Consider the following 25,547-nt stretch of genomic DNA (forward strand, 5'->3'; position numbering starts at 1 on the left):
CCGTCGTGGGTAATTTTGGAAAATAAACCATAAAAACCCACGACATGAAAAAGATTGAAATCGTCATACGAAGCCTTTTCTTGGCATCTGCAATCGTGTTTTTCGCGGCTTGCAAAGACAACAAAGAGACGGACACTAAAGAAATCGCAACTGAGCAAAATGAAGAGAAGTTCGACGAGAACGACAGCAAGGAAGATGATTCTGAGTTTTTAGTTGCCGCCGCAGAAACCGATTTGATGGAAATCGAAATCGGGAAACTCGCGCAATCCAAAGGCACGGCGCAGGGCGTGAAAGACTTCGGTAAGATGCTCGTGGACGAACACACCAAGTCAGCGGCAGACACCAAACCTTTCGCCGACAAACTCAACGTGAGCCTGCCTTTGTCCATCACCGAGAAAGGCCAGGAGCGATATAACGAGCTAAGCAAAGAAGCCAAAGGCAAGGATTTCGACCGCAAGTTCGCCGACATGATGGTGAAGGGGCATGAAGATGCACTGGAAAAAATGAAAAAAGCCGCGGACGATGCCAATGATCCAGATGTCCGCGCATGGGCCGCCGGAATGGTTCCGACCTTGGCGGCGCACCTCGAACAGGCCAAAATCCTCCACGATCAAATAAACCAATAATCAAATACTAACTAAAACCTTTTAAACCATGGGAAATTTATTGTACACCATAGCGGTAATCCTCATTATCATTTGGGCCATCGGGTTTTTCGCGTTCCCGACCACCGGCAGTTTGATCCACATTTTGTTGGTCATCGCGATTGTCGTAGTGCTCTTGCGGATTATCCAAGGTAAGAAACCTATCGAATAACGCGTCCAGATTAATGGATCAGTTATGGGCCGTTGTGGGAAATCTGCAGCGGCTTTTTTTATGGGAAAAGCCCGCTCTATTTAAGAAACGGGCTTTTCGTAGGGATTAACTTAACTACTTAACTTCAGAAACAATAGTGGTTTTCTTCCACCAGTTTGCTGGCGATGGTCTCGCGCAATTCGACGACGTTCGGCATATTGGTGTATTTCGTGTATCGGCGCAATCCCATGAGCAACATGCGTTGTTCGTCGCCGGTAGCGAATGACGCAATGCCTTCCTTGCCCTTAGCGATGACCACGTCCGTGGCGTTGTACAAATAGAGTTGCGCCATGGCGATTTGCTCCTTGATCTGGTCTGCGCCTTTTGTTTTTGCCATTTTCTCCGTGCGCAAAATCGCAGATTCCGCCAGATAAATCTCAATCATCATGTCGGCGGCGGCCATGAGCAATTGCTGGTGTGATTCCAGGTCCGGGCCGTATTTCTGGACGGCTGACCCGGCCACCATCAAGAATGCTTTCTTCAATTTGCCGATGAGCTCTTTTTCCTCTGCGAACAATTCGCTGTAATCTGGGATTTCAAAATCCGGGATGCCCATCAATTCCTCGGCGACCTTCATGGCCGGTCCCAGCAAATCCACGTGGCCTTTCATCGCTTTCTTCACGAGCATGCCCACGCACAGCATACGGTTGATTTCGTTCGTGCCTTCGTAAATCCGGGCAATCCGGGCATCGCGCCAAGCGCTTTCCATCGGCGTGTCTTCGGAAAAGCCCATGCCGCCCAAGATCTGGATGCCTTCGTCCGAACAATTCTGGATGTCTTCGGACACGGCCACTTTCAAGATGGAACACTCGATGGCAAATTCCTCCACACCTTTCAGCTCCGCTTCCTGATGGCTTGCGCCCTCGGCTTCACGGGCTTTAATGCGGTCTTCGATACTTTTCGCAGCACGGTAGCACGCACTTTCACCAGCGTACGCACTCGTGGCCATTTCGGCCAATTTCGCACGGATAGCGCCAAAGGACGAAATAGGAACATTAAACTGGAAACGTTCATTCGCATATTTCACGGCACCTGATGTAACGCGTCGCTGGGCGTCCAAACACGCACCAGCCAATTTGATTCGGCCTACATTGAGCGCATTCATCGCAATCTTAAACCCTTCGCCACGTCCGGCCAGCATATTTTCGACGGGCACTTTCGTGTCGGAGAAGAAAACCTGTCGGGTAGAAGAGGCGCGGATGCCCAGTTTGTGTTCTTCCTCGTTCATCGAAATGCCGTTGCTGGGGTCGTTCTCGACAATGAATCCGGTGATGTTCTTGTCGTCTTCAATCCTGGCGAAAACGATGAACAACGAACAGAATCCGGCGTTGGAAATCCACATTTTTTGCCCGGTAATCTTGTAATGCGTACCGTCCTCAGACAAAACGGCTTTTGTTTTTCCTGAATTCGCATCAGATCCGGCACCCGGTTCGGTTAAACAATATGCGCCAAACCATTCACCTGAAGCCAGTTTTGGGACGTATTTTTTCTTTTGTTCCTCGGTGCCGTACAACGTGATGGGCATCGTACCGATTCCGGTGTGCGCACCAAACGCAGTGGAGAAAGAACCCGTAGCGCCCGAAATGTAATCGCAAACCAGCATCGTGTCAACGAATCCCATTCCAAGCCCGCCGTAGGCTTCGGGAACGGCAACGCCCAACAATCCTAATTCACCGACTTTGCGCATGCAGGCTTCGGTAAACGCATAATCTTTGTTTTCAAACCGGTCTTTGTTTGGCCAGATTTCCTTGTCCACGAATTCACGGACAGTGTCACGCATCATGATTTGCTCCTCGGAGAAATCCTCGGGCGTGAATACGTCTTCGCATTTGGTCTCCTTGACGAGGAATTGCCCGCCGCGGGTAATGTCTTTTTCTGTGATTGTTTCCATAATTTTTTTTTGAAGAAAGAGGAAAGACCGCTACGCTGAAGGAAGAAAGACTTAATTCAGTTTACCGATTAATCCAGCGATCATTTTTTGAAGTTCTATTATCTTGTTTTCTAGTTCCGTTGTTTTTTCGATTGAAACATATTTATGCATTTGTGCAATTAGAAGTTGCGTTTGTAGTTCAAAAGAAGAACCAAGGCTGATATTTAAATAATGAGCAAAATGCTTATTGGTTCTGTTTGACCCTTCTGCAATGTTCGAAGGAATTGAAATCGAAGCACGATTCATTTGGCTACCTAGACCATACATCTCTTTTTTTGGAAAGTTCATGCAGATACGATGTATATCAGAAGTGATTTCCATTGATAGTGTCCAAATTTTCAGATTCTTGAAATTGTGATTCATGGCGTATAATTATTTTGAGTGGTGTATATTTTTCTTCTTTCGGCGCAGCGTTCTTTCCTGTTTCAGTGAAACGGTCTTTCTTCTTTCAGCATAGCGTTCTTTCCTCTTTCAGTGAAACGGTCTTTCTTCTTTCAGCGTAGCGGTCTTTCTTCTTTCAGTGAAACGGTCTTTTCTCTTTCAGCGCAGCGTTCTTTCTTTTACAATAACTCATAAATCCCCGCCGCGCCCTGTCCGGTTCCGACGCACATGGTGACCATGCCGTATTTGTTGCCGCGACGTTTCATTTCGTCGAACAATTGAACCGATAGTTTTGCGCCAGTGCAACCCAGCGGATGACCGAGTGCGATGGCGCCGCCGTTCACGTTGACGATGTCCGGATTGATTCCTAATTCTCGGACAACAGCCAATGATTGCGAAGCAAAAGCTTCGTTGAGTTCGATCAATTCGATTTGATTGAGTTGCATTCCGGCTTGCTTCAAGGCTTTCGGGATGGCTTTCACCGGGCCAATACCCATAATGCGCGGTTCCACTCCGGCGGATGCGAAGTTCACCAGTCGCGCAATAGGAGTGAGGTTAAGCTCTTTCACCATTTCTTCGCTCATGATCATCACGAACGCGGCACCGTCGCTCATTTGCGATGAGTTTCCGGCCGTTACGCTTCCGTCGGCGGCAAAAACAGGTTTCAGTTTCGCGAGTGCCTCAACAGTCGTATCGGCGCGCGGGCCTTCGTCTTTGCTCACCGTATAGGATTTCGTGGCTTTTTTACCGTTCTCGTCCAAGAAGGTTTGCTCGACCGTGATTGGAACAATCTGCGAATCGAATTTCCCTTCGGCCTGTGCTTTCAAGGCTTTTTGGTGCGAATTGAAGGCAAACGCATCCTGATCTTCGCGCGATACGTTGAATTGCTTGGCGACGGCTTCGGCGGTCAATCCCATGCCCCAATAGTAATCTTCGTGGCCTTCTTTTGCCACGCCGTAATCGGGCGTTGGCTTGTAGCCGCCCATCGGGATGAAACTCATGCTCTCGGCACCGCCTGCGATGATGCAATCGGCCATTCCCGCTTGAATCCGCGCTGTTGCCATTCCGATCGTTTCCAATCCGGAAGCGCAATAGCGGTTAACCGTTACGCCCGGAACGTCGGTTACTTTCAATCCCATTAATGAGATCAATCGGCCCACATTCAAACCTTGTTCGGCTTCCGGCATGGCGTTTCCAACCATGACGTCGTCAATGCGCGTCTTGTCGAAATCGGGCAATTGTGCCATCAAATATTGGATGGTTTCTGCGGCCAGTTCGTCCGGCCTTTTGAATCGGAACACGCCACGCGGCGCTTTGCCTACGGCGGTGCGGAATCCTTTTACGATATATGCTGTTTTCATAATTTATTTTTTTATTTTGGAAGAAAGACCGCTTCGCTGGGAGCCGCGCTGAAAGAGGAAAGACCGCTTCGCTGCAAGGCTAAATTTCTACTCTTTCTTCTTTCTTCTCTCTAATTTCTCAACGGTTTTCCTTTGGTCAACATAAACTGGATGCGTTCCAGCGTTTTCCTTTCGGTGCAAAGCGATAAAAAGGCTTCGCGCTCGATATCCAAAAGGTATTGTTCGGTGACCAATGTTGGTTCGGAAAGATCGCCGCCGGCCATGACGTAGGCCAATTTGTTTGCGATTTTCTTGTCGTGGTCGGAAATGAATTTTCCGGCTTCCATCGAGTCTGTTCCAACGAGGAACATGCCGAGCGCTTGTTTTCCGAGCACTTTCACGTCTTTCCGCCGCACAGGTTGCGTGTAACCGGCTTCGGCCATAATCAAGGCGTGTTTCTTGGCTTCCGCGATTTGCCTGTCGCGGTTCACGACGATGACATCTTTTTGTTGCAAAATGCCCAAATCGTAGGCTTCATGAGCTGAAGTCGATACTTTCGCCATCGCCACGGTAAGGAAATATTCCTGCAGGACATTTAATTCAACATCGTTTTTATGGAATTGATCGGCCGCCCGCAAAGCCATTTCCTTGGAACCGCCGCCGCCCGGAATGACGCCAACGCCGAATTCGACCAGCCCGATATATGTTTCCGCCGCAGCAACTATTTTATCGGCGTGCAAACTCATTTCGCAACCGCCGCCAAGTGTCATGCCGTGTGGCGCCACGACGACCGGAACCGCCGAATACCGGCAGCGCATCATCGTGTCCTGGAAGAGTTTGATGGCCATGTTGAGTTCATCGTATTCTTGCTCCACGGCCATCATGAAAATCATCCCGATGTTGGCACCCACGGAAAAGTTCGCACCCTGGTTGCCAATGACCAATCCGTTGTATTCTTTTTCGGCCAGGTCGATGGCTTTGTTGATGCCTTGCAAAACGCCGCCGCCGATGGTGTTCATCTTTGAGCGGAATTCGAGGTTCAGGATGCCGTCGCCCAAATGCTGGATGACCGCGTCTGAATTGCTCCAGATTTTCTTGCTCTCGCGGATGTTGTCGAGTATGACGAATGCGTCCTGTCCGGGTTTTTTCACGGCCGATTTCGACGCGATGTCATAGAAGTATGTTGCGCCGTCCTTTACCGAATAAAAGTTGTTTCCCGACGCGATCATGTCGTCTATCCAAGACGCATAACTGAGGTTTTCGGACTTGATGAGTTCGATGCCTTTTGCAACGCCCACGGCATCCCATATTTCGAATGGCCCGTTTTCCCAGCCGAAGCCCGCTTTCATGGCATCGTCGATCTTGTAGAGTTCGTCGGAGATTTCTGGGATTCGGTTCGATACGTAAGCAAACATGCCCGCGAGGTTGCGGCGGTAGAATTCGCCGGCTTTGTCCTTGCCCGTGATCAAAACCTTGAAGCGGTCTATGGGTTTGTCTATGGTTTTGGTGAGTTCAAGCGTTGCGAAAGACGCTTTCTTGCCCGGACGATATTGCATCGTGTCAAGGTCGAGCGTCAGGATTTCCTTTCCTTCTTTCTTGTAGAAGCCGGAACCGGTTTTAGAGCCGAGCCATTTGTTTTCGGTCATTTGCCCGATGTAGTCCGGCAATTTGAACAGTTCGCGCATTTCGTCCTGCGGCACGTTTTCGTACAAACCGTTGGCGACATGAACCAGCGTGTCAAGGCCAACAACGTCAACCGTACGGAACGTAGCCGATTTTGGGCGGCCAATTACCGGGCCGGTGAGTTTGTCGACTTCTTCCACCGTCAACCCCATTTCCTTTACGAGATGGAACAACGCCTGGATGCCGTAAACCCCGATCCGGTTGCCGATGAATGCAGGCGTATCCTTGGCAACGACGGACGTTTTGCCGAGGTATTTCTCGCCGTAATGGGTCAGGAAATCCAACACTTCCGGTGATGTTTTCGGGCCTGGGATGATTTCAAATAACTTGAGGTAACGCGCCGGGTTGAAGAAATGCGTGCCGCAGAAATGCTGTTGGAAATCTTCGCTGCGGCCATCGCTCATGAAATGGATCGGAATGCCCGATGTGTTGGAGGTAACCAGCGTGCCCGGTTTCCGGAATTGCTCGATCTGGGCAAAAACCTGTTGTTTGATGTCGAGCCTTTCCACGACGACTTCGATGATCCAATCCACGCTGTTGATTTTTGCCATGTCGTCGGTGGTGTTTCCGGTCGTGATGCGGCTGGCGAATTTCTGGTGGTAAATAGGCGAGGGCTTTGATTTGAGCGCGTTGGCCAAATGGTCATTGGCGATGCGGTTTCGGACGGCTTTGTGTTCTAAAGTCAGTCCTTTTTTCTGTTCGGCTTCTGTCAACTCACGTGGCAGGATGTCGAGCAGCAAAACTTCCACACCGACGTTGGCGAAATGGCACGCAATGCCCGAACCCATGATTCCGGATCCGATGACGGCCACTTTCTTGATGATTCTTTTATTGTTCACGGTCAATGTTTTTTGTTCGTTTATTTCTCTGGAAATATTTTCTTTTCTGAGATGAGTTCGCTGATGGTTTCTGTGACTTCCATAAAATGCCGGATTTTTTCCTCTGAGAGGTTGGCCTTGATGATGTCGTTGAATTTCAGGACGGTTTCGCGCGATAAATCCCGTTTCTCTTTCCCGAAGTCGGTCAGGTAAATCAGTACGCCGCGTCCGTCGTTCGGGTTGGGCCGACGCGCTATCAATCCTTTGTCTTCCATGGATTTCAACGTGCGCGTCAAGCTGGTGGCTTCCATGCCCATTTTCGGCCCGAGCATGGTCGATGGCGTTCCTTCGTCTCGGTCAATGCTCAACAAAGCGAAGCCCGTGGCCATCGTGGCGCCGTATTTCGACGCTTCTTCGTTATACATCCGCGAAACCGCCTGCCAGGTAGCGCGCAGGGCATAATCGATGGTTTTGTCTTTCATGGTTTGTCCGGAAAGTTCAAATATAATAAAAAATACTATGCATGCATAATAAATTGTAAAAAAATGAAAAACTCCCATATTTCAGGGAGTTCGTTCTAGGGAAAGTACTAAATTATGCTTCGGATGTCTTGGAAAGCTTGCCGTTTACCGCGCCAACCACGCCGCCAACAAGCGCGCCGATGATGACACAAATGATAAGATCGACCCCGAATTGTTGCCAGTTCGGCTCGGCTTCCATGCCTCGCATGAAGAAGTTGCTCATCAGGCCTGTAAGGATACCAATCCCGACGCCCGCACGCGCGCCTTTGGCGAAACTGGTAATGCCCGCCAGACCAACGAGGATGTACGACATCAGGAAACCGAAGCTGAAACAGCCTCCGGTAATCATGGCCATGTTGGGCTCGCCGCCGCCGAAGAAGTCATAGAAAACGATTCCGTACAATACCCAACCCAATAAAAAGTCGGTAATGCCGCCGGCGATACCGGCCAATACGAAGTTCTTCATGTTCATAGTTTTCGTTTTTAATTGGTTATCGATATAAAATTAGCAAAACGACACGCTGCATTAAACAGTTGTTAAATCGGTTGCTAACATATTTATAAACAATTAATTGCAAAAAAAATCCCCCGGATTGGAGGATTACTGGCCATAAATTTTTCGGTATAGGTCGTCGTATTTTTCGCGGACGATTTTGCGCTTGAGTTTCATCGTCGGGGTCAGGTGGCCGGAATCTACAGACCAGACTTCGGGCGTCAATTCGAAGCGCTTGATCTTTTCCCAGTTGCCGAATTTCTCGTTTAGCTGGTCAATTTCGGCTTCGATGCGTTCGATTATTTTCGGGTTCGATGCGATGTCCGCATTGCTTTCGCCAAGGTTGACGTCATGCAACTTCGCCCATTCGCGGCAGAACTGGAAATTGGGCTGGATGAGCGCGGCAGGCATTTTCTCGCCATCGCCGATCACCATGATCTGCTCGATGAACCGTGATTGTTTCATGGCGTTTTCGAGCAATTGCGGGGCAATGTATTTGCCGCCGGAAGTCTTGAACATTTCCTTTTTGCGATCGGTGATCTTCAGGAAACCGTCTGTGTCAAATTCGCCGATATCGCCCGTATGGAAATAGCCGTCCTGTATGGCTTCGGCCGTTTTCTCCGGGTCTTTGTAATAGCCCATCATGACGTTCGGTCCTTTGCACAGGATTTCGCCGTCCGGGGCAATTTTTACTTCAACTTCATCGATGACCTTGCCGACCGTCCCCAACCTGAAACCGTTGTTGCGCATATCGTTCACGGCGATGACCGGCGAGGTTTCGGTAAGCCCGTAGCCTTCCACAACCGGGATTCCGGCGGCCGCGAAAATGCGTGTCAATCTGGGCTGTAAAGCGGCGCTGCCCGATACCAGCAGGTCAAGATGCCCGCCCAGACCTTCTTTCCATTTGCTGAAAATAAGTTTGCGTGCGATGCCGAGTTGCAGGTCAAACCAAAGCCCGTTATTTTCGTTGGGTTTGTATCGGAAACCGAGGTCAATCGCCCAAAAAAACAGTTTTTTCTTGATGCCCGTAAGCGCCGAACCTTTGGCGTAAATACTTTCATACACTTTCTCCAACAGCCGTGGCACTACGGTCATGACGTTGGGTTTGGCTTCCTTGACGTTTTCGGATATTTTCTCGATGGATTCGGCGAAGTAAATCGATACACCGTAATATTGGTACAGGTACGCGACCATGCGCTCGAAGATGTGGCAAATCGGGAGGAAACTCAAGGCGCGCGTTTTCCCCGCGTTGAATGGGATTTTCTTTTCGCTGCCCAATACGTTCGAGACGATGTTGTGGTGCGAGAGCATGACGCCTTTTGGCCGTCCGGTCGTACCCGAGGTGTAGATGATCGTGGCCAATTCTTCGGGCCTGACGTCGTTTTTACGCGCTTCGACCTCGGCTTGGTTGCTTTCGTCCTGGCCCAATTCCACCAGTTCCCGCCAATTCTTGCAGCCTTCGATGTCATTGAAACTGTAAATCTCTATTAAGTTCGGGAGTTTGTTGCGGATGGAACTTATCTTCCTGAGCAAGTCGGCATCGGAAACAAAACAATAAATGGCGCCGGAATGGTTCAAGATGTACTCGTAGTCTTCTTCGGAAATCGTTGGGTAAATGGGTACGTTCTGTGCGCCGGTTTGCAAAATCCCGACGTCCATGATGTGCCATTCGGTGCGGTTGTTCGATGAAATCACGGCAATCTTGTCATTTTTCTTCACGCCCATCCGCAACAGCGCCCGCGAAATGGCATTGGCGCGCGCGACGTATTGCTGGGTCGAAGTCGGAATCCATTCCCCGGCGTACTTCGTGACAAGCGCATCGGGCTTCGGGTAGTGTTCCAATTGGTGATAAGCAAAATCGAATAATCTGGTGATGGCCATCGGGACAATTTTCCCGCAAAATAGCATTTTAATTGGTAATTGACAATTGATAGTCGATAATTGGTGCCAGACCCGAGCGCGCCAGTGCGGCTTTTCCGTTGCGCCAAAAGTTAAACGTGTATAAACCAACCGACTTTATCCTTAAATTTGCCGCACAACGCCCATTATGCCGATCCAGAGACTGAAGAAAATCCCGAGATTGCAAGAATACAAGCTGCTGTTCGTGCGCATCGGTTTGGCGTATGTGTTCTATTTCTTGGCGCGCGCGCTGTTTTATCTGTACAACAGGGATTTGATCGAAGTGAATTCATTATTTGAATTCCTCAAATTGGCTTGGCATGGGCTGGCGTTTGACACGACGGCGATTTTATACATCAATTCGCTGTTCATCATTTTGTCTTTGTTGCCGCTGTACATAAACACGCGAAAAGGTTTCCAGACATTTTTGCTCTGGCTGTATTTCGTCACGAACCTCTTGGCGTACGCGACCAATTTCATCGATTTCATCTACTACCGTTTCAACTTCGGGCGTTCCACGATTGCGGCTTCGGAGTCCATCGCCCATGAAGAGAACAAATGGTTGTTGTTGGGCAATTTCATCGTCGGGTATTGGCATGTGTTCTTGTTGTTCTTCGGACTTGCGTATTTGTGGGTTTACCTCTACAAAAAGCGTTCGCTGAAAGTCGAGAAAGTCACCAACCACGTCAAATACTGGACGACTTCCGTGTTTGCATTCGTCGTCATCGTCGTGATGGCTGTCGGCGGCATCCGCGGCGATTTCAAGAAAAGTACGCGCCCGATCAATCTGGTGGATGCCAACCGTTTCGTCAATCACATTTCGCAGGCCGATGTCGTGCTCAACACGCCGTTTGCCATCATCCGCACGATCAACATGCGCAGCATCAAGAAATTGAATTACGTTACGCCGGAAGTCATTGCGCGAGAGGTGAAACCCATCAAACAGTATAGCAACAATTCGCCTACCAAGCCGAACATCGTCATCTTCATCTTGGAGAGCTATGGCAGGGAATACATCTCGAGTTTCAATAAGAACAAGAACATTCCGGGTTACAAAGGATATTCACCGTTCGTGGATTCGCTGGCGCAGCACAGTTTGATTTTTACCAATGCCTACGCCAACGGGTACAAATCCATCCATGGCATGTCGTCGGTCATCGCCGGGATTCCGTCATTCAAGGACGCGTTCACTTCGACGCCATACGCCAAACAGGACATTCAGTCGCTGGTGTCGGTGCTCAAGGGCGAAGGTTATACGACGTCGTTCTACCACGGCGCCCCGAACGGTTCAATGGGTTTCCTGGGCTTCGGGAATATTCTGGGCTACGACCATTATTACGGCAAGACCGAATACAACAACGACGCGGATTTTGACGGCGTCTGGGGCATTTGGGACGAACCGTTCTTCCAGTATTTCAACCGGAATCTAAGTAAGGAAAAGCAGCCGTTCTTCGCAACGCTGTTCTCGGTGTCGTCGCACGAGCCGTACAAAGTGCCCGAAAAGTATAAGGATAAGTTCCCGAAGGGCGACGTCAACATCCACCAGCCGATTGGCTACACCGATTATGCCTTGCGCCGTTTCTTCGATGAAGCCAAAAAGCAGCCTTGGTTCAACAACACGATTTTCGTTTTGGTGGCCGACCACGGCAACACGATTTTCTACGACGAATACAAGAAGATCTTCAACAAGAATACGGTGCCCATCTTATTCTATTCGCCTTCCGGAAGATACATCGGCGTAAACGACGATTGGGCGCAGCAGATCGACATTTATCCGACGTTGCTCGACATGATCGGGTACGAGAAGCCTTTCCGGAGCTGGGGCAGGAGTTTGATTGGGGAAAAAGACGTGAAGCCTTTCGTGATGCGGTATTCGGCCAATATGTATCAATTCATGGGCGGTCACTATATTTGTACATTCGATGGCAATAAAGTCACCGGATTTTACGACAAGGATGACAAGGGCATGACCAAGAACTTGATTGGGCAACGAAATGCTGAAATGGATAGCCTGGAACTCAGGATGAAGGCGTTTTTACAGGATTACATGGAACGCATCATCGACAAAAAACTAAACCCACAACAATGAAAAAGAAAATCATCATCGCCGTTGCCATCATTGCCGTTGCGGCCGGCGCCTACAAGATTTATGACGTGTATTTCAATTACCGTTTCATGACGATCACCGAAGGGAAAGTCTACAAATCGGGCGTGATTCCGCCGGAGAAGATCGAGGATTATGTCGAAAAATACAAGATCAAGTCCATCGTAGATCTGCGCGGTCCGGTCACGCAGGATAAGATCAACAATCCTGAAAGCTGGACCGAGATCAACGCCGAGAAAGAAGCGACGTCTCAAATTCCGGGATTGAACTACTACAACATCCCGTCTGAGCAAGTCCCGAAAAAACACAACCTGGACAAATTCTACAAAGTCATCGACAACCCGGACAATTACCCGATCTTGATCCATTGTTACCACGGCATCGGTAGGGCACAGATGTATTCAGCCATTTACCGCATCGAAAAAGAAGGCTTCAGCAACGAAGATGCGCGCGGCAAGGCGGCTTTCCCGGTCATCTTCAGTTCTTTTGACGACGGCACGCCGAAGGGCGAATTCCTGAAGTCTTACGTGTCGCGGAAAGATTCGGTAGCCCTCGGGAAGACGTCCGCTGAATAATTACAAGCTGAAACTTACCGCCGTGTCTTTGGTGACGAGGTAGAAAATACCCATCAGCAACAACATCATTTCCACGAAAATCACCAGCAGGAATAACGCCAGGCGCCACATCGTGCCCAGGAAAGTGTGGTATTTGATGGCAGCATTGCCATACGTCCAGGCCGGATAAATGAACAGCGCAAAAAATGAAAGGACTTCCATCCAGCCTATAAATAACGATACTTTGCTGCCCAATTCGTTCAGGAAGTTGAAGAAAACGAAGAACAACCCGACCAGCAACATGCCCAGCAGGTTGATGCCGCTCAGGATGAAATGCTCGGCGAGGTTGAGTTTCATTTTCGGGAACATCAGCCACGCATCGATGGCGACAATCGGGACGATGCCCAAAAGCAACACCTTCATGTATCGGGTGAAAAAGTCGGTCACCTCGACGTTGTTTTCATTGTAGGACAACCGCTCCGGATGGATATAGTCGTACACATGCACCAACACAATGTGCAACCCGATGACCAGCAAACACAAATAGAAAATGTTGTAATACCTGATGCGTTTCCCGCCGATGTAATCCAGCGCCGCGCGCCCCGGACGGACCAAAGTTTCCTTTACGGTGAACAGAATGCCGCGGTCCATGTGCCACATGCCATGCAACAAATCGTGTAAAAGGAAGTGTTTGATCGTGATGCGGTGCGTATCAGTCTTCTGGCCGCAGTTGGCGCAGAATTTCCCGTTTACAGTCGCGTTGCAATTCAGGCAGTTGTGTTCCACTGAAATTCGTTTTCGCTAAAATACTAAAGTTTGGGTTTGGGCCAGTACGTCATCGGCGAAATGGTGTCCACGAAAATCAGCCCGTCATACGCCTTGGTGTAACGTCGGGAAAGGAACCACAATTTCTCAGGGTCGAAACCCGGGCCGCCCAAAAACAACTGCCTGTTTTTCTTGCCGAAGAAGTTGCCCGGTGCATTTTTGGCCCCGGCCATGTCCAGGAAATAAATATCGGGTGTCGCGGCCATCATCGTCGCCGCGAACGTATTTTCATAGGGCGCGTCCATCGTGCGGTAGGTTGCGGCCTTGACTTTCCCGTTTTCGAAGAGGTAGCCTTTGAGTTCGCCTTTCCCGAAATCGAAACCCACGCTGTAATAGGCGTCGCGGTATTTGTCTTTCAGGTAGGATCCGGTGCTTTTTGCGCCGCGGCTGTAGTCGTCATTGATGATGTGTTCGTTGTGCGCCCAGATGAAAGCCTTTTCGCCGGACGTTTCCTTTTCTAGGATGTCGACGACGTTTTCATACATGTTTTGATCGCGCACGCCGCCGTAAGGTGTTTCCAGGTACGCGATGAATTGCGAAAGGTAACGCAAACCGCGCTGCATGTCCTTGTATTCCGGATTGCCCGACGCCTTGCGTTTGACTACGTCTTCCCGGATAATGGCAGACACTTGGTCGATGGCCAGCAACTTGTCTTTCGACCAGCCTTTGGGCACTTTGGTTCCGAGTGCTGTGGCAGAACATTCCGCGACGATGGCCAGCAGTTTTCCATCGACTTCCATTTGATTAACCTTTAAGTATTGTTCCAGTCGTGCGGCGATGTCTTGTCCGAACTGGTTTTCCATACCGTAAAAACGGATTTGCTTTTCGACGGGCTTTCCCGCATTGTAGTCGCGCATCCATTGCAACAGCGCCGACACTTCTTTGCAGCGCCAAATGCCTTGCCCGAAGTTTTCCAGTACGGATTGCGCATCGCCTGCGCCGCCCGTGATGAAGGCATTGACACCGCGTTCGGCTTGGTAGCTTTCTTCCATGATAAAAACCTTCACGCCGTGATATAGTACGAGGTATTTGAAGAATTTAGCCTTGAGGTCGAAGAATTCCTTGCCGTGGTGCGATGCTTCGCCGAAACCGAAGATGCGCGCGTTCTTGAAACCGTCCGGCGCGTTTTGGCTGAACAGGGTCAACTCCGAATCGGGATTCGCGTCTTCTATCACGACGGCATGCCCATCGATCCAAGACACGATTTCTTGCTGCTGCGCCGAACCAATCGAAAAAACAAACAGTAAAAAAAGCAGTTTCCTCACGGCTTGCGCTCGGCCTCGCCGCCGTAGGTTTTGGAACGTTCGCCCTGGATGAACATTTTCTGCGAATTGAAATGGATGGTGAAACTGACGGGTTTCCAGACCAATCCTTCCGCGTCGTCCAAATCTGACGCAGACGTGTATTGGAACCAAAGCGTGTAGGCCGCATTGTCAAACCCTTTCTTGAAAATCGGCGTACCGGCTTCGTCACATTCGATGCCCCAAACCATCGCGCGTTTGGGTTGTTCGTGCAACTGGTAAAAGCCGTTGCCGCCGCCGTTGAGTTCCACGGTTGGTTCTTCGCCCTTGAAATAGTACGTGCCCGTAATAGGATAATTGATGTTCGTGGTGATGTAATGCACGCCGTCTTTGGCTTCGATGCGGCTTACTTGCGCTAGGCCAATCGATGTAAACAAACACAAAACGAAAAGGAATTTTACGTGACGCACGCGGTTGGAATTTTTCTGTCGGTTTTGGATTTTCGGTGTCATGGCATCGGTGTTTAGCGCTAAAATTAGCAACAATCGAAAACCGCTTGCCGGGTAGAATCTATTAGTTATAAACAGAGTTTTTAAAAATTGGCGCCCGTGTCAGGGAATGTTCCGGGATTTGAGTTCCTTTTCGATTTCGGCCTCGAGGGTTTTTTCGTGTTTGGAATTCCGGACCAACAAATAGCCGATAGCCAATGGAAAAAAGGTGAATAATCCAAAGCCGTTGTTGGCCGCGCTGTACACAAAAATACCGACGGTAAAGCCAACAATCACGGCATTCACCAGCTTGCCGTTTTTGATCGCCTTCCGCTTCCGCAGTAGTTCGGCGTCAGTCAACCTGCGCAGTTCATTTTCAAGCATTAGACATTCACTGATAATTACTGACTATTAATTGCTTCCAACCATTTCCGCGCATTCACGAACGCTTCCAGCCACGGCGAGACTTCGTCTTTCCGTCCGTCCGGGTAATGCGCCCAGTTCCATTGGAAGGTCGAGCGCTCAATATGCGGCATCGTCACCAAATGGCGCCCGGTCTTGTCGCACATCATGGCGATGTCGAAATGCGAACCGTTCGGATTGGCCGGATAACCTTCGTAGGCGTACTTGGCCACGACGTGGTAACGGTCTTCGGAATAGGGCAAATCGAATCGGCCTTCACCGTGCGAAATCCAGACGCCCAACGTCGTTCCGGCCAATGATGAGAGCATCACGGAATTGTTCTCCTGCACTTTCACCAATGTAAATCCGCTTTCGTGCTTGTGCGACGTATTGTGTTTCATCTTGCCGTGAACCTCGTGCTCGGGGTTGATGAGTTCCAGTTCCATGAACAATTGGCAGCCGTTGCAGATACCCACAGACAAAGTGTCTTCACGCTTGATAAAGTTTTCCAGCGCCGTTTTCGCTTTTTCGTTGTACAAGAATGCGCCGGCCCAGCCTTTCGCGGAACCCAGTACATCCGAATTCGAGAACCCGCCGACGGCACCAATGAATTGGATGTCTTCGAGTGTTTCACGACCTGAAATCAAATCTGTCATGTGGACATCTTTCACATCGAAGCCTGCCAGATACATCGCATTGGCCATTTCGCGTTCCGAGTTCGATCCTTTTTCCCGGATGATGGCGGCTTTTGGGCGCGGCTTGCCGGTATCGATGGCGGGTTTCTTTCCGTCGAAATGCGCCGGGAATGTATATTTAAGCGGTTGGTTTTTGTAGTTGTCGAAGCGTTGACGGGCATTTTTCTCGCCAGATTGTTTGCGGTCGAGCAGGTAAGAAGTCTTGAACCAAACGTCGCGGAGTGCCGCCACATCCAGCCGCCAGTAGGAACCGCCGATGGTGAGCACCGCTTTTTTCGACACCGTGCCGATTTTGAAATATTCTATGTTTTGTTGGGCGAGGGCAAATTCAACGGCCGTATCGTCTTTCGCCTGGAACACGATACCCGCATTTTCGGCGAACAACACTTCGGCGATGCCTTGGTTTTCGAACAAGGCGTCCAAATCGAGGTCGGCGCCCAGATACGTATCGGCGAAACACATTTCCAGTAAGGTCGTGATTAGTCCGCCGCTGCCGATGTCGTGTCCGGCCAGGATTTGCCCGTCTAAGATGAGTTGTTGTACGGCATTGAAGGCTTTCTTGACGAATGCCGCGTCCTGAATGGTTGGCGCGTCGCTGCCGACTTTGTTGTACACCTGCGCGAAGGACGAACCGCCCAGTTTGTGTTTGTCTTGTGAGAAGTTGATGTAGTAGATGGAGCCACCGTCTTTTTTCAGCACCGGTTCTACCACTTTATTGATGTCGGTACAATGGGCCGCCGCCGAAATGATGACCGTTCCCGGCGCAATCACGTCGCCGTCCGGATATTTCTGTTTCATGGAAAGCGAATCCTTGCCCGTTGGGATGTTAATCCCGAGTGCAATCGCAAAATCCGAACAGCCTTGCACGGCCTGGTACAAGCGCGCGTCTTCGCCTTCGTTCTTGCACGGCCACATCCAGTTTGCCGACAATGACACGCCCGACAAGCCATTTTTGACCGGCGCCCAAATGATGTTGGTAAGCGCTTCGGCGATGGCATTGCGGCTACCAGCGACCGGATCAATCAATGCGGCCACCGGCGCGTGCCCGATGGATGTCGCGATGCCTTCTTTCCCGACGAAATCCAGCGCCATCACGCCCACGTTATTGAGCGGCAATTGCAACGGCCCGACGCATTGCTGTTTGGCCACGCGGCCGCCTACACAACGGTCAACCTTATTGGTCAGCCAATCTTTACAGGCCACGGCTTCCAGTTGCAGCACTTTTTCCAGCGCCGGGAATACGGTAAATCCGTTTTCGTCGGTATCGATGGACGTATGGTAATCAATGTTCTGGTAGTTCCTTTCAATGGTCTTGTCGGCCATGATGGTCTTGGGCGAACTGCCGAACATATCGGCCAATTCCAGATCCATCGGCTTTTCACCTATGGTTTTCGAGGCGAATGTAAATCGTCCGCTGCCGGTAACGTCGCCTACGGTGTACATCGGCGAACGTTCACGCTCGGCAATCTGCTTCAGGATGTCGAGGTCGTTTTCTCCGATGACCAAGCCCATGCGTTCCTGCGATTCGTTCCCGATGATTTCCTTTGCCGAAAGCGTCGGGTCGCCCACCGGAAGTTGATCGAGATCAATGGTACCGCCGGTTTCCTCGACAAGTTCTGACAAACAATTCAAATGCCCGCCTGCGCCGTGATCATGGATGGACACGATCGGGTTGTGATCTGATTCCACCAAGCCGCGAATGGCGTTGGCCGCACGTTTCTGCATTTCGGGGTTCGAACGTTGGATGGCGTTGAGTTCGATGCCCGAGGAGAAAGCGCCCGTATCTGCCGACGAAACCGCCGCGCCGCCCATGCCGATGCGGTAATTCTCGCCGCCCAGAATCACAATCTTATCGCCGGTCTTTGGGTGTTGCTTGATGGCTTGATCGGCTTTTCCGTACCCGATGCCGCCGGCCAGCATGATCACTTTGTCGTAACCGAGTTTGCGGTTTTGTTCTTCGTGTTCAAAGGTCAGCAACGATCCGGTAATGAGTGGTTGGCCGAATTTGTTCCCGAAATCAGAAGCACCGTTCGAGGCTTTGATCAAGATGTCCAGCGGTGTTTGGTATAACCATTTGCGTTCGGGCATGCCTTTTTCCCAATCGCGCCCCGGTTCTAGCCGCGAATACGCCGTCATGTAAACGGCCGTTCCCGCCAGAGGCAGCGAACCTTGTCCGCCGGCCAGCCTGTCGCGGATTTCCCCTCCCGAACCTGTGGCCGCGCCGTTGAACGGTTCAACCGTAGTCGGGAAATTATGGGTTTCGGCCTTCAATGAAATCACCGAGTCAAATTCTTTGGTATCGTAAAAATCAGGCTGGTGTGCACTTTTCGGGGCGAATTGTTGCACGCGCGGGCCTTTGATGAATGCGACGTTGTCTTTATAAGCCGATATGATATCGCCAGGGTTTTCGGCCGAAGTCTTCTTGATAAGCTTGAATAGGGAAGAAGGCATTTCTTTTCCGTCGATGACAAACGTGCCGTTGAAGATTTTGTGGCGGCAGTGTTCGGAATTGACCTGCGAAAACCCGAATACTTCAGAATCGGTGAGTTTGCGTCCGATTTTTTTAGACAAATCATTCAAGTATTGCACTTCGTCGGCACTGAGCGCCAAACCTTCTTTTTCATTGTAGGCGGCGATGTCATCAATTTCCAATACCGGTTCTGGCTTGATGTTGATGGTGTAAATATCTTGATCCAAGCCTTGGTATTTCTGGAATAACATCGGGTCGAAATCATTGAAATTTTCATCGACTTTGTGGAATTCCTCAATCCGGATAATGCCGTGGATGCCCATGTTCTGGGTAATTTCTACGGCGTTGGTGCTCCAAGGCGTAACCATCGCGGCGCGTGGGCCAACAAAAAAATCCGGCAGTGCGGATTTCTCTATCTTTTGTGTGTCGCCAAAAAGCCAATTGAGTTTTGAAACGGTGTCGTCCGAAAGCCCGTTTTGCATCTGTACGGCAAATACGGTATGGCTTTCGTTCCCGAAGAAATGAATCATTGTACTGTAAGTTGTGTTGTTGCGCAAATTTAGGCTTTAAAAACGGCTTTTGCAACGCGCCACAAAATAGTTTTTGAAATGATTTCAACATTTCCGATCCTGTGTGACATCGGTCACCGACGGTCAAGGAACGACGCGTTAATTTTACAGTAGTTTTAAGCTTTGTTGGTGATGAACTATATTTTTTTCGGCATCGTTTTATTGCATCTGGTCGTGGGTTTCGGATGGCTGGTCTACAAGTTGGAAGGCCCGAAGAAGCCAGACGACGACCAGCAGCCACAATCCTGAACCTGCCTCAAAATGCCCGCCCTATAGGGCATTTTTCTTTGTGTAACAATTGTTACAGACCAGCGTGTTTCGCCGCTTTAATTTTGCCCATCATTAGTTAATCGTATGAGACACAAACTTCAAAAAATCTTCCTGATCGCGATGGCACTGCCCGCAACGGTCTTTGGCCAGGACACCATCCCGATTTCGCGTAATGAATTGTTGCAGAAAGCGGCCGATGCCAACCTGCAACTCAAGATCGCCAACGCCGACATCAATGCCGCGCGCGCAGACTACCGCCAGAGCAATGCGATTTTCCTGCCGTCCATTTCGGCTTCGGCAACGGCAATGGCTACGACCAATCCGCTGATGGCGTTCGGGTCAAAATTGAACCAAGAAGTTCTGACCGCGTCCGATTTTAACCCGGCGCTGTTGAACGATCCGGACCGGACACAGAATTTCGCGACCCGCGTAGAAGTGCAACAACCATTGATCAATATGGACGGTTTTTACGGTAGGCAGGCAGCGAAAGCCAAAATGCAGGCGTATGGATTCCAGGCCGAGCGTACCAAAGCCTACCTTGAGTTGGAATTGGCAAAGGCATACATGCAATTGCAATTGGCTTATAAGGCCGTTGCGGTGATCGAGAAAGCGGCAGCCACGACAAACGCCAACCTGAAACTCGTCGAGAATTATTACAAACAAGGCATCTTGCAGAAGACCGACCTGCTGTCTATGCAACTCCGCATGAACGAAGTCAACAACCAAAAGCAATACGCCTTGAGCAACGTGCAAAACGCGTCAGATTATCTGGCTTTCCTGCTCAATCAGGACAATGCTGGCAAGGTTTATAAACCGGTCGATAAGTTGGAAGCCGAGAACGGCGGAACTACTGTGGTGGTGACTTTGCCCGACGGCCGCGCCGATTTGCAGGCGATCGACCAAACCGTAGCGGCGTACAGGAAAATGTACCAATCGGCCAATATGAAATTTCTGCCCAGGCTCAATGCGTTCGGGACGTATGAGTTGTACGACCGAAACCTCTTCGGTACGTCGGCCAGCGGTTACACCATTGGGGCGCAATTGTCCTGGGCGTTGTTCGACGGGTTTGGTTCGGTCGGGAAAATGCAACGCGCCAAGGCCGACTATCAAAAGTCGGAAATCGAGCGCGACCAATACAAGGCACAAAGCCAATTGGAACTCAACAAGACCAACCGGCAACTCACCGATGCGGCCAATAATGTAAATCTCGCCCGGCTGGCGCTGGACCAATCAAAAGAGGCGTACCGCATCAGGAGCAACCGTTTCGGGCAAGGGCTTGAAAAAACCACCGACCTGTTGCAGGCCGAAACCCAACAATCACAAAAAGAGCTCGAATTGTCACAGGCCATTTTCGAATATAATTCCACGGCCGCCTATCTTCATTTTTTAACCCAATGATCATGAGAAAAATATATATTCTTTTTACCGTTGCCGCTTTGATGACATCGTTTTCGTGTGGCAAAAGCGAAACCGAAACCAAAGACAACAGCCCTGTTATTTCGGTGAAACTCGGCGGCGAAAGCCATTCGGCTACCGGAAGTTTCGTCACGGCCAGCGGCAAGATCGAAGCCGAGAACAGCGCCAATGTCTCGACCCGCATGATGGGCTACATCACCAAAATTCACGTAAAGACTGGGCAGAAAGTCTCGGCAGGACAACTGCTGGTGAGCATCAACAACACCGACCTGCAGGCCAAGAAGGCGCAAGTGGACGCTGGCATCCAGCAGGCGACCGCCGCGTATAACAGCGCCAAGAAAGATCATGACCGTTTCGTGGCGTTGTTTGCCCAACAGAGCGCGTCGCAGAAAGAACTCGACGACATGACCGCGCGTTTCGAAATGGCAAAAGCTGCACTGGAAAGCGCACGCCAGATGCGCAACGAAGTGCAGGCGCAATTCAGTTATGCAAACCTCACCGCACCGTTTTCGGGCACCGTAACCGGCACATTCCTCAAGGAAGGCGACATGGCCACACCGGGCACGCCGATCGTGAGTGTCGAAGGCGCGTCCCGGTTGCAGGTGACGGCCATGGTTGCGGAGCATAACATCAACGCGATTAAAATGGGTATGCTGGTAAAAGTGCTGGTGAAATCAAGCGGCCGGACCCTTGGCGGGAACGTTTCCGAAGTGAGCGCATCGGCCAAGAATACGGGTGGGCAATACCTGGTGAAAATCAATCTCGATAAACCCGACGCACAGGTGTTGGCGGGCATGTTCGTGAATGTGCAATTTGCGGTGTCGTCTGCCAAGGAAACGGTTGCTGGAGAGAAAGTGCTGGTGCCTGAAGGCGTGTTGGTGAAACAAGGACAACTCACTGGGATTTACACCGTAGGCCACGGCAATACAGCGATCCTGCGTTGGGTCCGCACCGGAAAAATGTTCGGCGACCAGGTAGAAATCCTCTCCGGACTTTCAGCGGGCGAACCGTATATCGCGTCGGCCGAAGGCAAGTTGTACAACGGTGCTAAAATCAGTATCCAATAACATCCCGTATCATGAAAGAAGGCATTTCAGGAAAAATAGCGGGCTTGTTCATCCATTCGAAACTCACCGTTTTATTGATGGTGGCGCTGATGATCATTGGCGTTTATAGTTCGTTTCTGATCCCGCGCGAGGAAGAACCGCAAATCAATGTGCCGATGGCCGACATCATGGTGGGCTATCCGGGCGCGAGCCCTGCCGAAGTGGAAAGCCGCGTGGTGAAACCACTCGAGAAAATCATTTCAAACATCAAAGGCGTCGAACATGTGCATGCCATGGCCATGAACGGCAAGGCGATGCTGATTGTACAATTCTACGTGGGGCAGGATGTGGAACGCTCGTATGTGAAATTGTACGACGAACTGGCCAAACACGAAGATTTGTTCCCGCAAGGCGTGTACAAGCCGATGGTGAAAACCCGTACCATCGATGATGTCCCGATGCTCGGCCTGACGCTGTGGAGCGACAAGATGGACGATTACCAACTCAGGCAATTGGCCGAAGAAGTCACCTCGGAAATAGAGAAAGTAAAAGACGTGGCCATTACCCGCGAAATCGGAGGCCGTACCAGACAGCTCAAAGCGATCCTCGACAAGGACAAAATGGCCGAGAACGGCATAGACCCGTTGGGCGTCATGCAAATGATCCAGGCCAACAACGGCAGTTCGCAGTCGGGCGCCATAGTGAATAACGACAAGGAATATTTGCTGACGACGGGCCAATTCCTGACCTCGGCGGAAGATGTGGAAAACCTCGTCGTGGGCGCCAATGCCAACCTGCCGGTATACCTCAGGCAAGTCGCTACCGTGACCGATGGCCCGGCCACCGCCGGCAGTTACGTCTCGTTCGGGTACGGAAAATCCCATGCGGCGTTTGCGAAGAATCCGTCGGAATATCCGGCCGTCACCATTTCAATCGGCAAGGTTAAAGGCGCCGACGCGATGAAAATCTCCGAGAAAATCCTCGGGCGCATCGATCATTTAAAGAAAACCCTGATCCCGGATGACGTGCATGTTGAAGTATCGAGAAACTATGGCGAAACCGCATCGGATAAAGTAGGCGAGTTGTTGCTGCATTTGGGCATCGCCATCATCGCCGTCACGCTTCTGGTCATGCTGGCCATGGGCTGGCGCGGCGGGCTTGTTGTGTTCTTCTCGGTGCCGTTGACTTTCGCCCTGACCCTTTTTGCCTATTATTTGTTGGGCTACACGCTCAACAGGATTACCCTTTTTGCCCTGGTGTTCGTGGTGGGCATCGTCGTGGACGACAGCATCATCATCGCCGAGAACATGCACCGCCATTTCAAGATGAAGCGTTTGCCGTTCAAACAAGCCGCGATTTACGCCATCAACGAAGTCGGAAACCCCACGATCCTTGCGACGTTCACCGTGATTGCGGCCATTCTGCCGATGGCATTCGTGTCGGGGATGATGGGGCCGTACATGAGCCCGATGCCGATCGGCGCATCCATCGCCATGATCCTGTCATTATTCGTGGCACTTACCGTAACGCCTTATCTGGGTTTCCGCTTCCTGCAGGAGAAAGAAAGTAGACAGGAGAAAGAATCGCGTGGATTGGAAACCGGTTGGATATATAAAATGTATAACAAGTTCGAGCGGCCGTTGCTGGAAAGCAGCTTCAAGCGTCGGACGCTGGTAGGCGTAACGGTGTTGTTGCTCATCGGGTCTGTGCTGACGTTCTTTACCAAGACCGTGGCCGTGAAAATGCTTCCGTTTGACAACAAGAACGAAATCCAGGTTGTGGTTGACATGCCCGAAGGCACTACGCTGGAGCGAACGGCGGCGGTCACCAAGGAAATCGCGCAATATCTGTCGACAAGGCCGGAAGTGGTGAATTACCAGAACTACATCGGGACGTCGGCGCCGATCACTTTTAACGGACTGGTGCGCCATTACGACATGCGCGGCGGCAGCAATATGGCCGATATCCAGGTGAATTTGCTGCACAAGGAAGACCGCATTCCGCAAAGCCATGACATCGCCAAGATGATGCGTCCGGAAATCCAGAAAATCGCCAGACGCTACGGCGCGAATGTGAAAGTGGTGGAAGTGCCGCCCGGACCGCCGGTGTTGTCAACGCTCGTTGCCGAAGTCTATGGCCCGGATTACGACCAACAGATTGCCGTGGCGCGTCAGGTGAAACACATCCTGGAAACCACGCCCGATGTGGTGGATACGGACTGGATGGTCGAAGACCAACAAACGGAGTACAAACTGGAAGTGGATCGCGAAAAAGCCATGCTTAACGGCATTGCGCCACAGCAGGTCGTGGGCAACCTCACGTATCTGCTCAAGGAATATCCAGTGTCTAACCTCTACGACGCGCGCGCCGCAGACAATGTGGGCATCGTTTTGTCGCTTGATGACAAAGACAAGACCGATTTGGACGATGTGCTCTCCCTGAAGATCAAGGGCAGCCGCGGGCAAATGGTACCGGCGTCGGACCTGGTGACGGTCAAGAAAGATTCGTTGCAGAAATCAATTTACCGCAAAGACCAGAAACGCGTCGTGTATGTGCTGGCCGATATGGCCGGTGCGCTGGAAAGCCCGGTGTATGCGATTCTGGGCATGGATGAAAAACTCGCAAAACTCAAGCTTCCGAAAGGCTACAAGGTCAATGAATTGTACATGGACCAACCGTCGGACGAAAGCGATTTCACCGTGAAATGGGATGGCGAATGGCAGATTACCTTAGAAGTGTTCCGCGATTTGGGCGTGGCGTTCCTGGTCGTGATCGTCATCATCTACATGCTCATCGTGGGCTGGTTCCAGAATTTCAAGACGCCGATGGTGATGATGATCGCCATTCCGCTGTCGCTCATCGGGATTGTGCTCGGGCATTGGCTGTTGGGCGCCTTCTTCACTGCGACGTCATTCATCGGAATGATTGCGCTGGCGGGCGTCATGGTGCGCAACTCGGTGTTGCTCATCGACTTCATCGAAATCAGGCTGAATGACGGCATCCCGATCAAACAGGCCATCATCGAGGCCGGTGCCGTACGTACCACACCGATCTTGCTCACGACCGGCGCTGTGGTCATTGGCGCGTCCATCATCCTGTTCGACCCGATTTTCCAAGGACTGGCCATTTCGCTGGTGTTTGGCTCGATCGTATCGACTGTATTGACGCTGCTCGTCGTGCCGATCATCTATTACGTTTCGGAAAGAAAGAAGTGGGAAAACAAAAACAACGCATCATGAAACTCCTTATCATCACAGCCATCATCGCATTTGGCGAAGACATCAAAAAAATACTTGACCGGGCTGCGGTCAGGAACTTTTCCTTCCGGGAAGTGACAGGCTACAGCGATACGTCGGCGCAGACGTATGCAGACAATTGGTTCGCCTCGGAGGTCAACGAAACCGAATCCGTATTGTACTACGCATTCACGCAACCGGAACATGCGGACGCCGTGGTCCGGCTGGCGTCGGCATTTAACCGAGACAGCGGGCAGTCGCACATCCATGTGGCGGTCCTGAACATCGAAAATTCAAATCTAAATCCCTGA

20 protein-coding genes are annotated in these 25,547 nt (G+C 50.8%); 8 read left to right on the top strand and 12 right to left on the bottom strand.

All coding sequences use genetic code 11. The annotated features are described in order from the left end of the window. Window positions 1–44: 44 nt before the first annotated feature. Window positions 45–626, top strand: a complete 582-nt coding sequence (locus ACM9J1_RS00660) for a DUF4142 domain-containing protein (RefSeq protein WP_415579899.1) — start codon at window positions 45–47, stop codon at window positions 624–626. Between the two features lie 28 nt (window positions 627–654). Further along, window positions 655–816: a lmo0937 family membrane protein gene (locus tag ACM9J1_RS00665; RefSeq protein WP_415579901.1), complete on the top strand. Its 162-nt coding sequence runs from the start codon at window positions 655–657 to the stop codon at window positions 814–816. A 124-nt stretch (window positions 817–940) separates the two neighbouring features. Here ACM9J1_RS00665 and ACM9J1_RS00670 read toward each other — a convergent pair whose 3' ends face one another. The 7 genes from ACM9J1_RS00670 to ACM9J1_RS00700 all read right to left on the bottom strand — a co-directional run bounded on the left by ACM9J1_RS00670 (window position 941) and on the right by ACM9J1_RS00700 (window position 9,902). After that, a complete protein-coding gene (locus tag ACM9J1_RS00670; RefSeq protein ID WP_415579902.1) occupies window positions 941–2,746 on the bottom strand; it encodes an acyl-CoA dehydrogenase family protein in 1,806 nt (601 codons plus the stop codon). Between the two features lie 51 nt (window positions 2,747–2,797). Further along, window positions 2,798–3,148 carry a four helix bundle protein gene (locus ACM9J1_RS00675; RefSeq protein ID WP_415579903.1) on the bottom strand — a complete coding sequence of 117 codons (351 nt, stop codon included), beginning with the start codon at window positions 3,146–3,148 and terminating at the stop codon, window positions 2,798–2,800. 197 nt (window positions 3,149–3,345) lie between these two features. Beyond that, window positions 3,346–4,527, bottom strand: coding sequence for an acetyl-CoA C-acyltransferase (locus tag ACM9J1_RS00680; RefSeq protein WP_415579904.1), 1,182 nt, complete (start codon window positions 4,525–4,527; stop codon window positions 3,346–3,348). Between the two features lie 110 nt (window positions 4,528–4,637). After that, window positions 4,638–6,977, bottom strand: coding sequence for a 3-hydroxyacyl-CoA dehydrogenase/enoyl-CoA hydratase family protein (locus tag ACM9J1_RS00685; protein ID WP_415580443.1), 2,340 nt, complete (start codon window positions 6,975–6,977; stop codon window positions 4,638–4,640). Between the two features lie 71 nt (window positions 6,978–7,048). Further along, window positions 7,049–7,489, bottom strand: coding sequence for a MarR family winged helix-turn-helix transcriptional regulator (locus ACM9J1_RS00690; RefSeq protein ID WP_415579905.1), 441 nt, complete (start codon window positions 7,487–7,489; stop codon window positions 7,049–7,051). A gap of 112 nt (window positions 7,490–7,601) precedes the next feature. Further along, the gene (locus ACM9J1_RS00695) at window positions 7,602–7,994 is read right to left on the bottom strand and encodes a hypothetical protein (protein ID WP_415579907.1); all 393 of its coding nucleotides are present in this window, start codon (window positions 7,992–7,994) and stop codon (window positions 7,602–7,604) included. Window positions 7,995–8,129: 135 nt separating this feature from the next. Further along, window positions 8,130–9,902 (bottom strand): AMP-dependent synthetase/ligase, encoded by a 1,773-nt coding sequence (locus ACM9J1_RS00700; protein ID WP_415579909.1) that lies wholly within the window; start codon window positions 9,900–9,902, stop codon window positions 8,130–8,132. A 166-nt stretch (window positions 9,903–10,068) separates the two neighbouring features. Here ACM9J1_RS00700 and ACM9J1_RS00705 point away from each other — a divergent pair, with 166 nt between their 5' ends. Together ACM9J1_RS00705 and ACM9J1_RS00710 are read left to right on the top strand one after the other, a co-directional pair. Next, on the top strand, window positions 10,069–12,009 hold the full coding sequence (locus tag ACM9J1_RS00705; protein WP_415579911.1) for an LTA synthase family protein: 1,941 nt from the start codon (window positions 10,069–10,071) through the stop codon (window positions 12,007–12,009). Next, window positions 12,006–12,599: a dual specificity protein phosphatase family protein gene (locus tag ACM9J1_RS00710; protein WP_415579912.1), complete on the top strand. Its 594-nt coding sequence runs from the start codon at window positions 12,006–12,008 to the stop codon at window positions 12,597–12,599. The genes ACM9J1_RS00705 and ACM9J1_RS00710 overlap by 4 nt, the downstream gene beginning before the upstream one ends. Here the strand turns inward: ACM9J1_RS00710 and ACM9J1_RS00715 are convergent, their stop codons facing one another. The 5 genes from ACM9J1_RS00715 to purL all read right to left on the bottom strand — a co-directional run bounded on the left by ACM9J1_RS00715 (window position 12,600) and on the right by purL (window position 19,229). Continuing rightward, entirely contained in the window at window positions 12,600–13,364 is a 765-nt protein-coding gene (locus ACM9J1_RS00715) for a DUF3667 domain-containing protein (RefSeq protein WP_415579913.1), read from the bottom strand. It abuts the gene before it with no gap. Window positions 13,365–13,387: 23 nt separating this feature from the next. Further along, window positions 13,388–14,668, bottom strand: a complete 1,281-nt coding sequence (locus tag ACM9J1_RS00720) for an erythromycin esterase family protein (protein ID WP_415579914.1) — start codon at window positions 14,666–14,668, stop codon at window positions 13,388–13,390. Further along, window positions 14,665–15,156: a hypothetical protein gene (locus ACM9J1_RS00725; RefSeq protein ID WP_415579916.1), complete on the bottom strand. Its 492-nt coding sequence runs from the start codon at window positions 15,154–15,156 to the stop codon at window positions 14,665–14,667. The genes ACM9J1_RS00720 and ACM9J1_RS00725 overlap by 4 nt, the downstream gene beginning before the upstream one ends. A 99-nt stretch (window positions 15,157–15,255) precedes the next feature. After that, entirely contained in the window at window positions 15,256–15,516 is a 261-nt protein-coding gene (locus ACM9J1_RS00730; protein WP_415579917.1) for a hypothetical protein, read from the bottom strand. Between the two features lie 17 nt (window positions 15,517–15,533). Next, entirely contained in the window at window positions 15,534–19,229 is a 3,696-nt protein-coding gene (gene purL, locus ACM9J1_RS00735) for a phosphoribosylformylglycinamidine synthase (protein ID WP_415579918.1), read from the bottom strand. A gap of 393 nt (window positions 19,230–19,622) precedes the next feature. Here purL and ACM9J1_RS00740 point away from each other — a divergent pair, with 393 nt between their 5' ends. Genes ACM9J1_RS00740 through ACM9J1_RS00755 form a run of 4 tightly spaced genes read left to right on the top strand, consistent with a single transcriptional unit; the run spans window position 19,623 to window position 25,547 of the window. Next, window positions 19,623–20,936, top strand: coding sequence for a TolC family protein (locus ACM9J1_RS00740; protein ID WP_415579919.1), 1,314 nt, complete (start codon window positions 19,623–19,625; stop codon window positions 20,934–20,936). A 2-nt stretch (window positions 20,937–20,938) separates the two neighbouring features. Then, the gene (locus ACM9J1_RS00745; RefSeq protein ID WP_415579920.1) at window positions 20,939–22,021 is read left to right on the top strand and encodes an efflux RND transporter periplasmic adaptor subunit; all 1,083 of its coding nucleotides are present in this window, start codon (window positions 20,939–20,941) and stop codon (window positions 22,019–22,021) included. Window positions 22,022–22,032: 11 nt separating this feature from the next. Then, a complete protein-coding gene (locus ACM9J1_RS00750; protein ID WP_415579921.1) occupies window positions 22,033–25,239 on the top strand; it encodes an efflux RND transporter permease subunit in 3,207 nt (1,068 codons plus the stop codon). Continuing rightward, a complete protein-coding gene (locus ACM9J1_RS00755; RefSeq protein WP_415579922.1) occupies window positions 25,236–25,547 on the top strand; it encodes a hypothetical protein in 312 nt (103 codons plus the stop codon). The genes ACM9J1_RS00750 and ACM9J1_RS00755 overlap by 4 nt, the downstream gene beginning before the upstream one ends.

This window comes from Flavobacterium longum (genome assembly GCF_965137575.1).
Classification (GTDB): Bacteria; Bacteroidota; Bacteroidia; order Flavobacteriales; family Flavobacteriaceae; genus Flavobacterium; species Flavobacterium longum.

Bases quoted from the DNA above. Each gene is read 5' to 3' on its own strand.
- ACM9J1_RS00695 (WP_415579907.1), bottom strand. From the start codon at position 7,994: ATGAAGAACTTCGTATTGGCCGGTATCGCCGGCGGCATTACCGACTTT.
- ACM9J1_RS00705 (WP_415579911.1), top strand. From the start codon at position 10,069: ATGCCGATCCAGAGACTGAAGAAAATCCCGAGATTGCAAGAATACAAG.
- ACM9J1_RS00740 (WP_415579919.1), top strand. From the start codon at position 19,623: ATGAGACACAAACTTCAAAAAATCTTCCTGATCGCGATGGCACTGCCC.
- ACM9J1_RS00730 (WP_415579917.1), bottom strand. From the start codon at position 15,516: ATGCTTGAAAATGAACTGCGCAGGTTGACTGACGCCGAACTACTGCGG.
- ACM9J1_RS00660 (WP_415579899.1), top strand. From the start codon at position 45: ATGAAAAAGATTGAAATCGTCATACGAAGCCTTTTCTTGGCATCTGCA.
- ACM9J1_RS00745 (WP_415579920.1), top strand. From the start codon at position 20,939: ATGAGAAAAATATATATTCTTTTTACCGTTGCCGCTTTGATGACATCG.
- ACM9J1_RS00710 (WP_415579912.1), top strand. From the start codon at position 12,006: ATGAAAAAGAAAATCATCATCGCCGTTGCCATCATTGCCGTTGCGGCC.
- ACM9J1_RS00725 (WP_415579916.1), bottom strand. From the start codon at position 15,156: ATGACACCGAAAATCCAAAACCGACAGAAAAATTCCAACCGCGTGCGT.
- ACM9J1_RS00670 (WP_415579902.1), bottom strand. From the start codon at position 2,746: ATGGAAACAATCACAGAAAAAGACATTACCCGCGGCGGGCAATTCCTC.
- ACM9J1_RS00665 (WP_415579901.1), top strand. From the start codon at position 655: ATGGGAAATTTATTGTACACCATAGCGGTAATCCTCATTATCATTTGG.
- ACM9J1_RS00690 (WP_415579905.1), bottom strand. From the start codon at position 7,489: ATGAAAGACAAAACCATCGATTATGCCCTGCGCGCTACCTGGCAGGCG.
- ACM9J1_RS00680 (WP_415579904.1), bottom strand. From the start codon at position 4,527: ATGAAAACAGCATATATCGTAAAAGGATTCCGCACCGCCGTAGGCAAA.
- ACM9J1_RS00700 (WP_415579909.1), bottom strand. From the start codon at position 9,902: ATGGCCATCACCAGATTATTCGATTTTGCTTATCACCAATTGGAACAC.
- ACM9J1_RS00675 (WP_415579903.1), bottom strand. From the start codon at position 3,148: ATGAATCACAATTTCAAGAATCTGAAAATTTGGACACTATCAATGGAA.
- ACM9J1_RS00755 (WP_415579922.1), top strand. From the start codon at position 25,236: ATGAAACTCCTTATCATCACAGCCATCATCGCATTTGGCGAAGACATC.
- ACM9J1_RS00750 (WP_415579921.1), top strand. From the start codon at position 22,033: ATGAAAGAAGGCATTTCAGGAAAAATAGCGGGCTTGTTCATCCATTCG.
- ACM9J1_RS00685 (WP_415580443.1), bottom strand. From the start codon at position 6,977: ATGGGTTCGGGCATTGCGTGCCATTTCGCCAACGTCGGTGTGGAAGTT.
- purL (WP_415579918.1), bottom strand. From the start codon at position 19,229: ATGATTCATTTCTTCGGGAACGAAAGCCATACCGTATTTGCCGTACAG.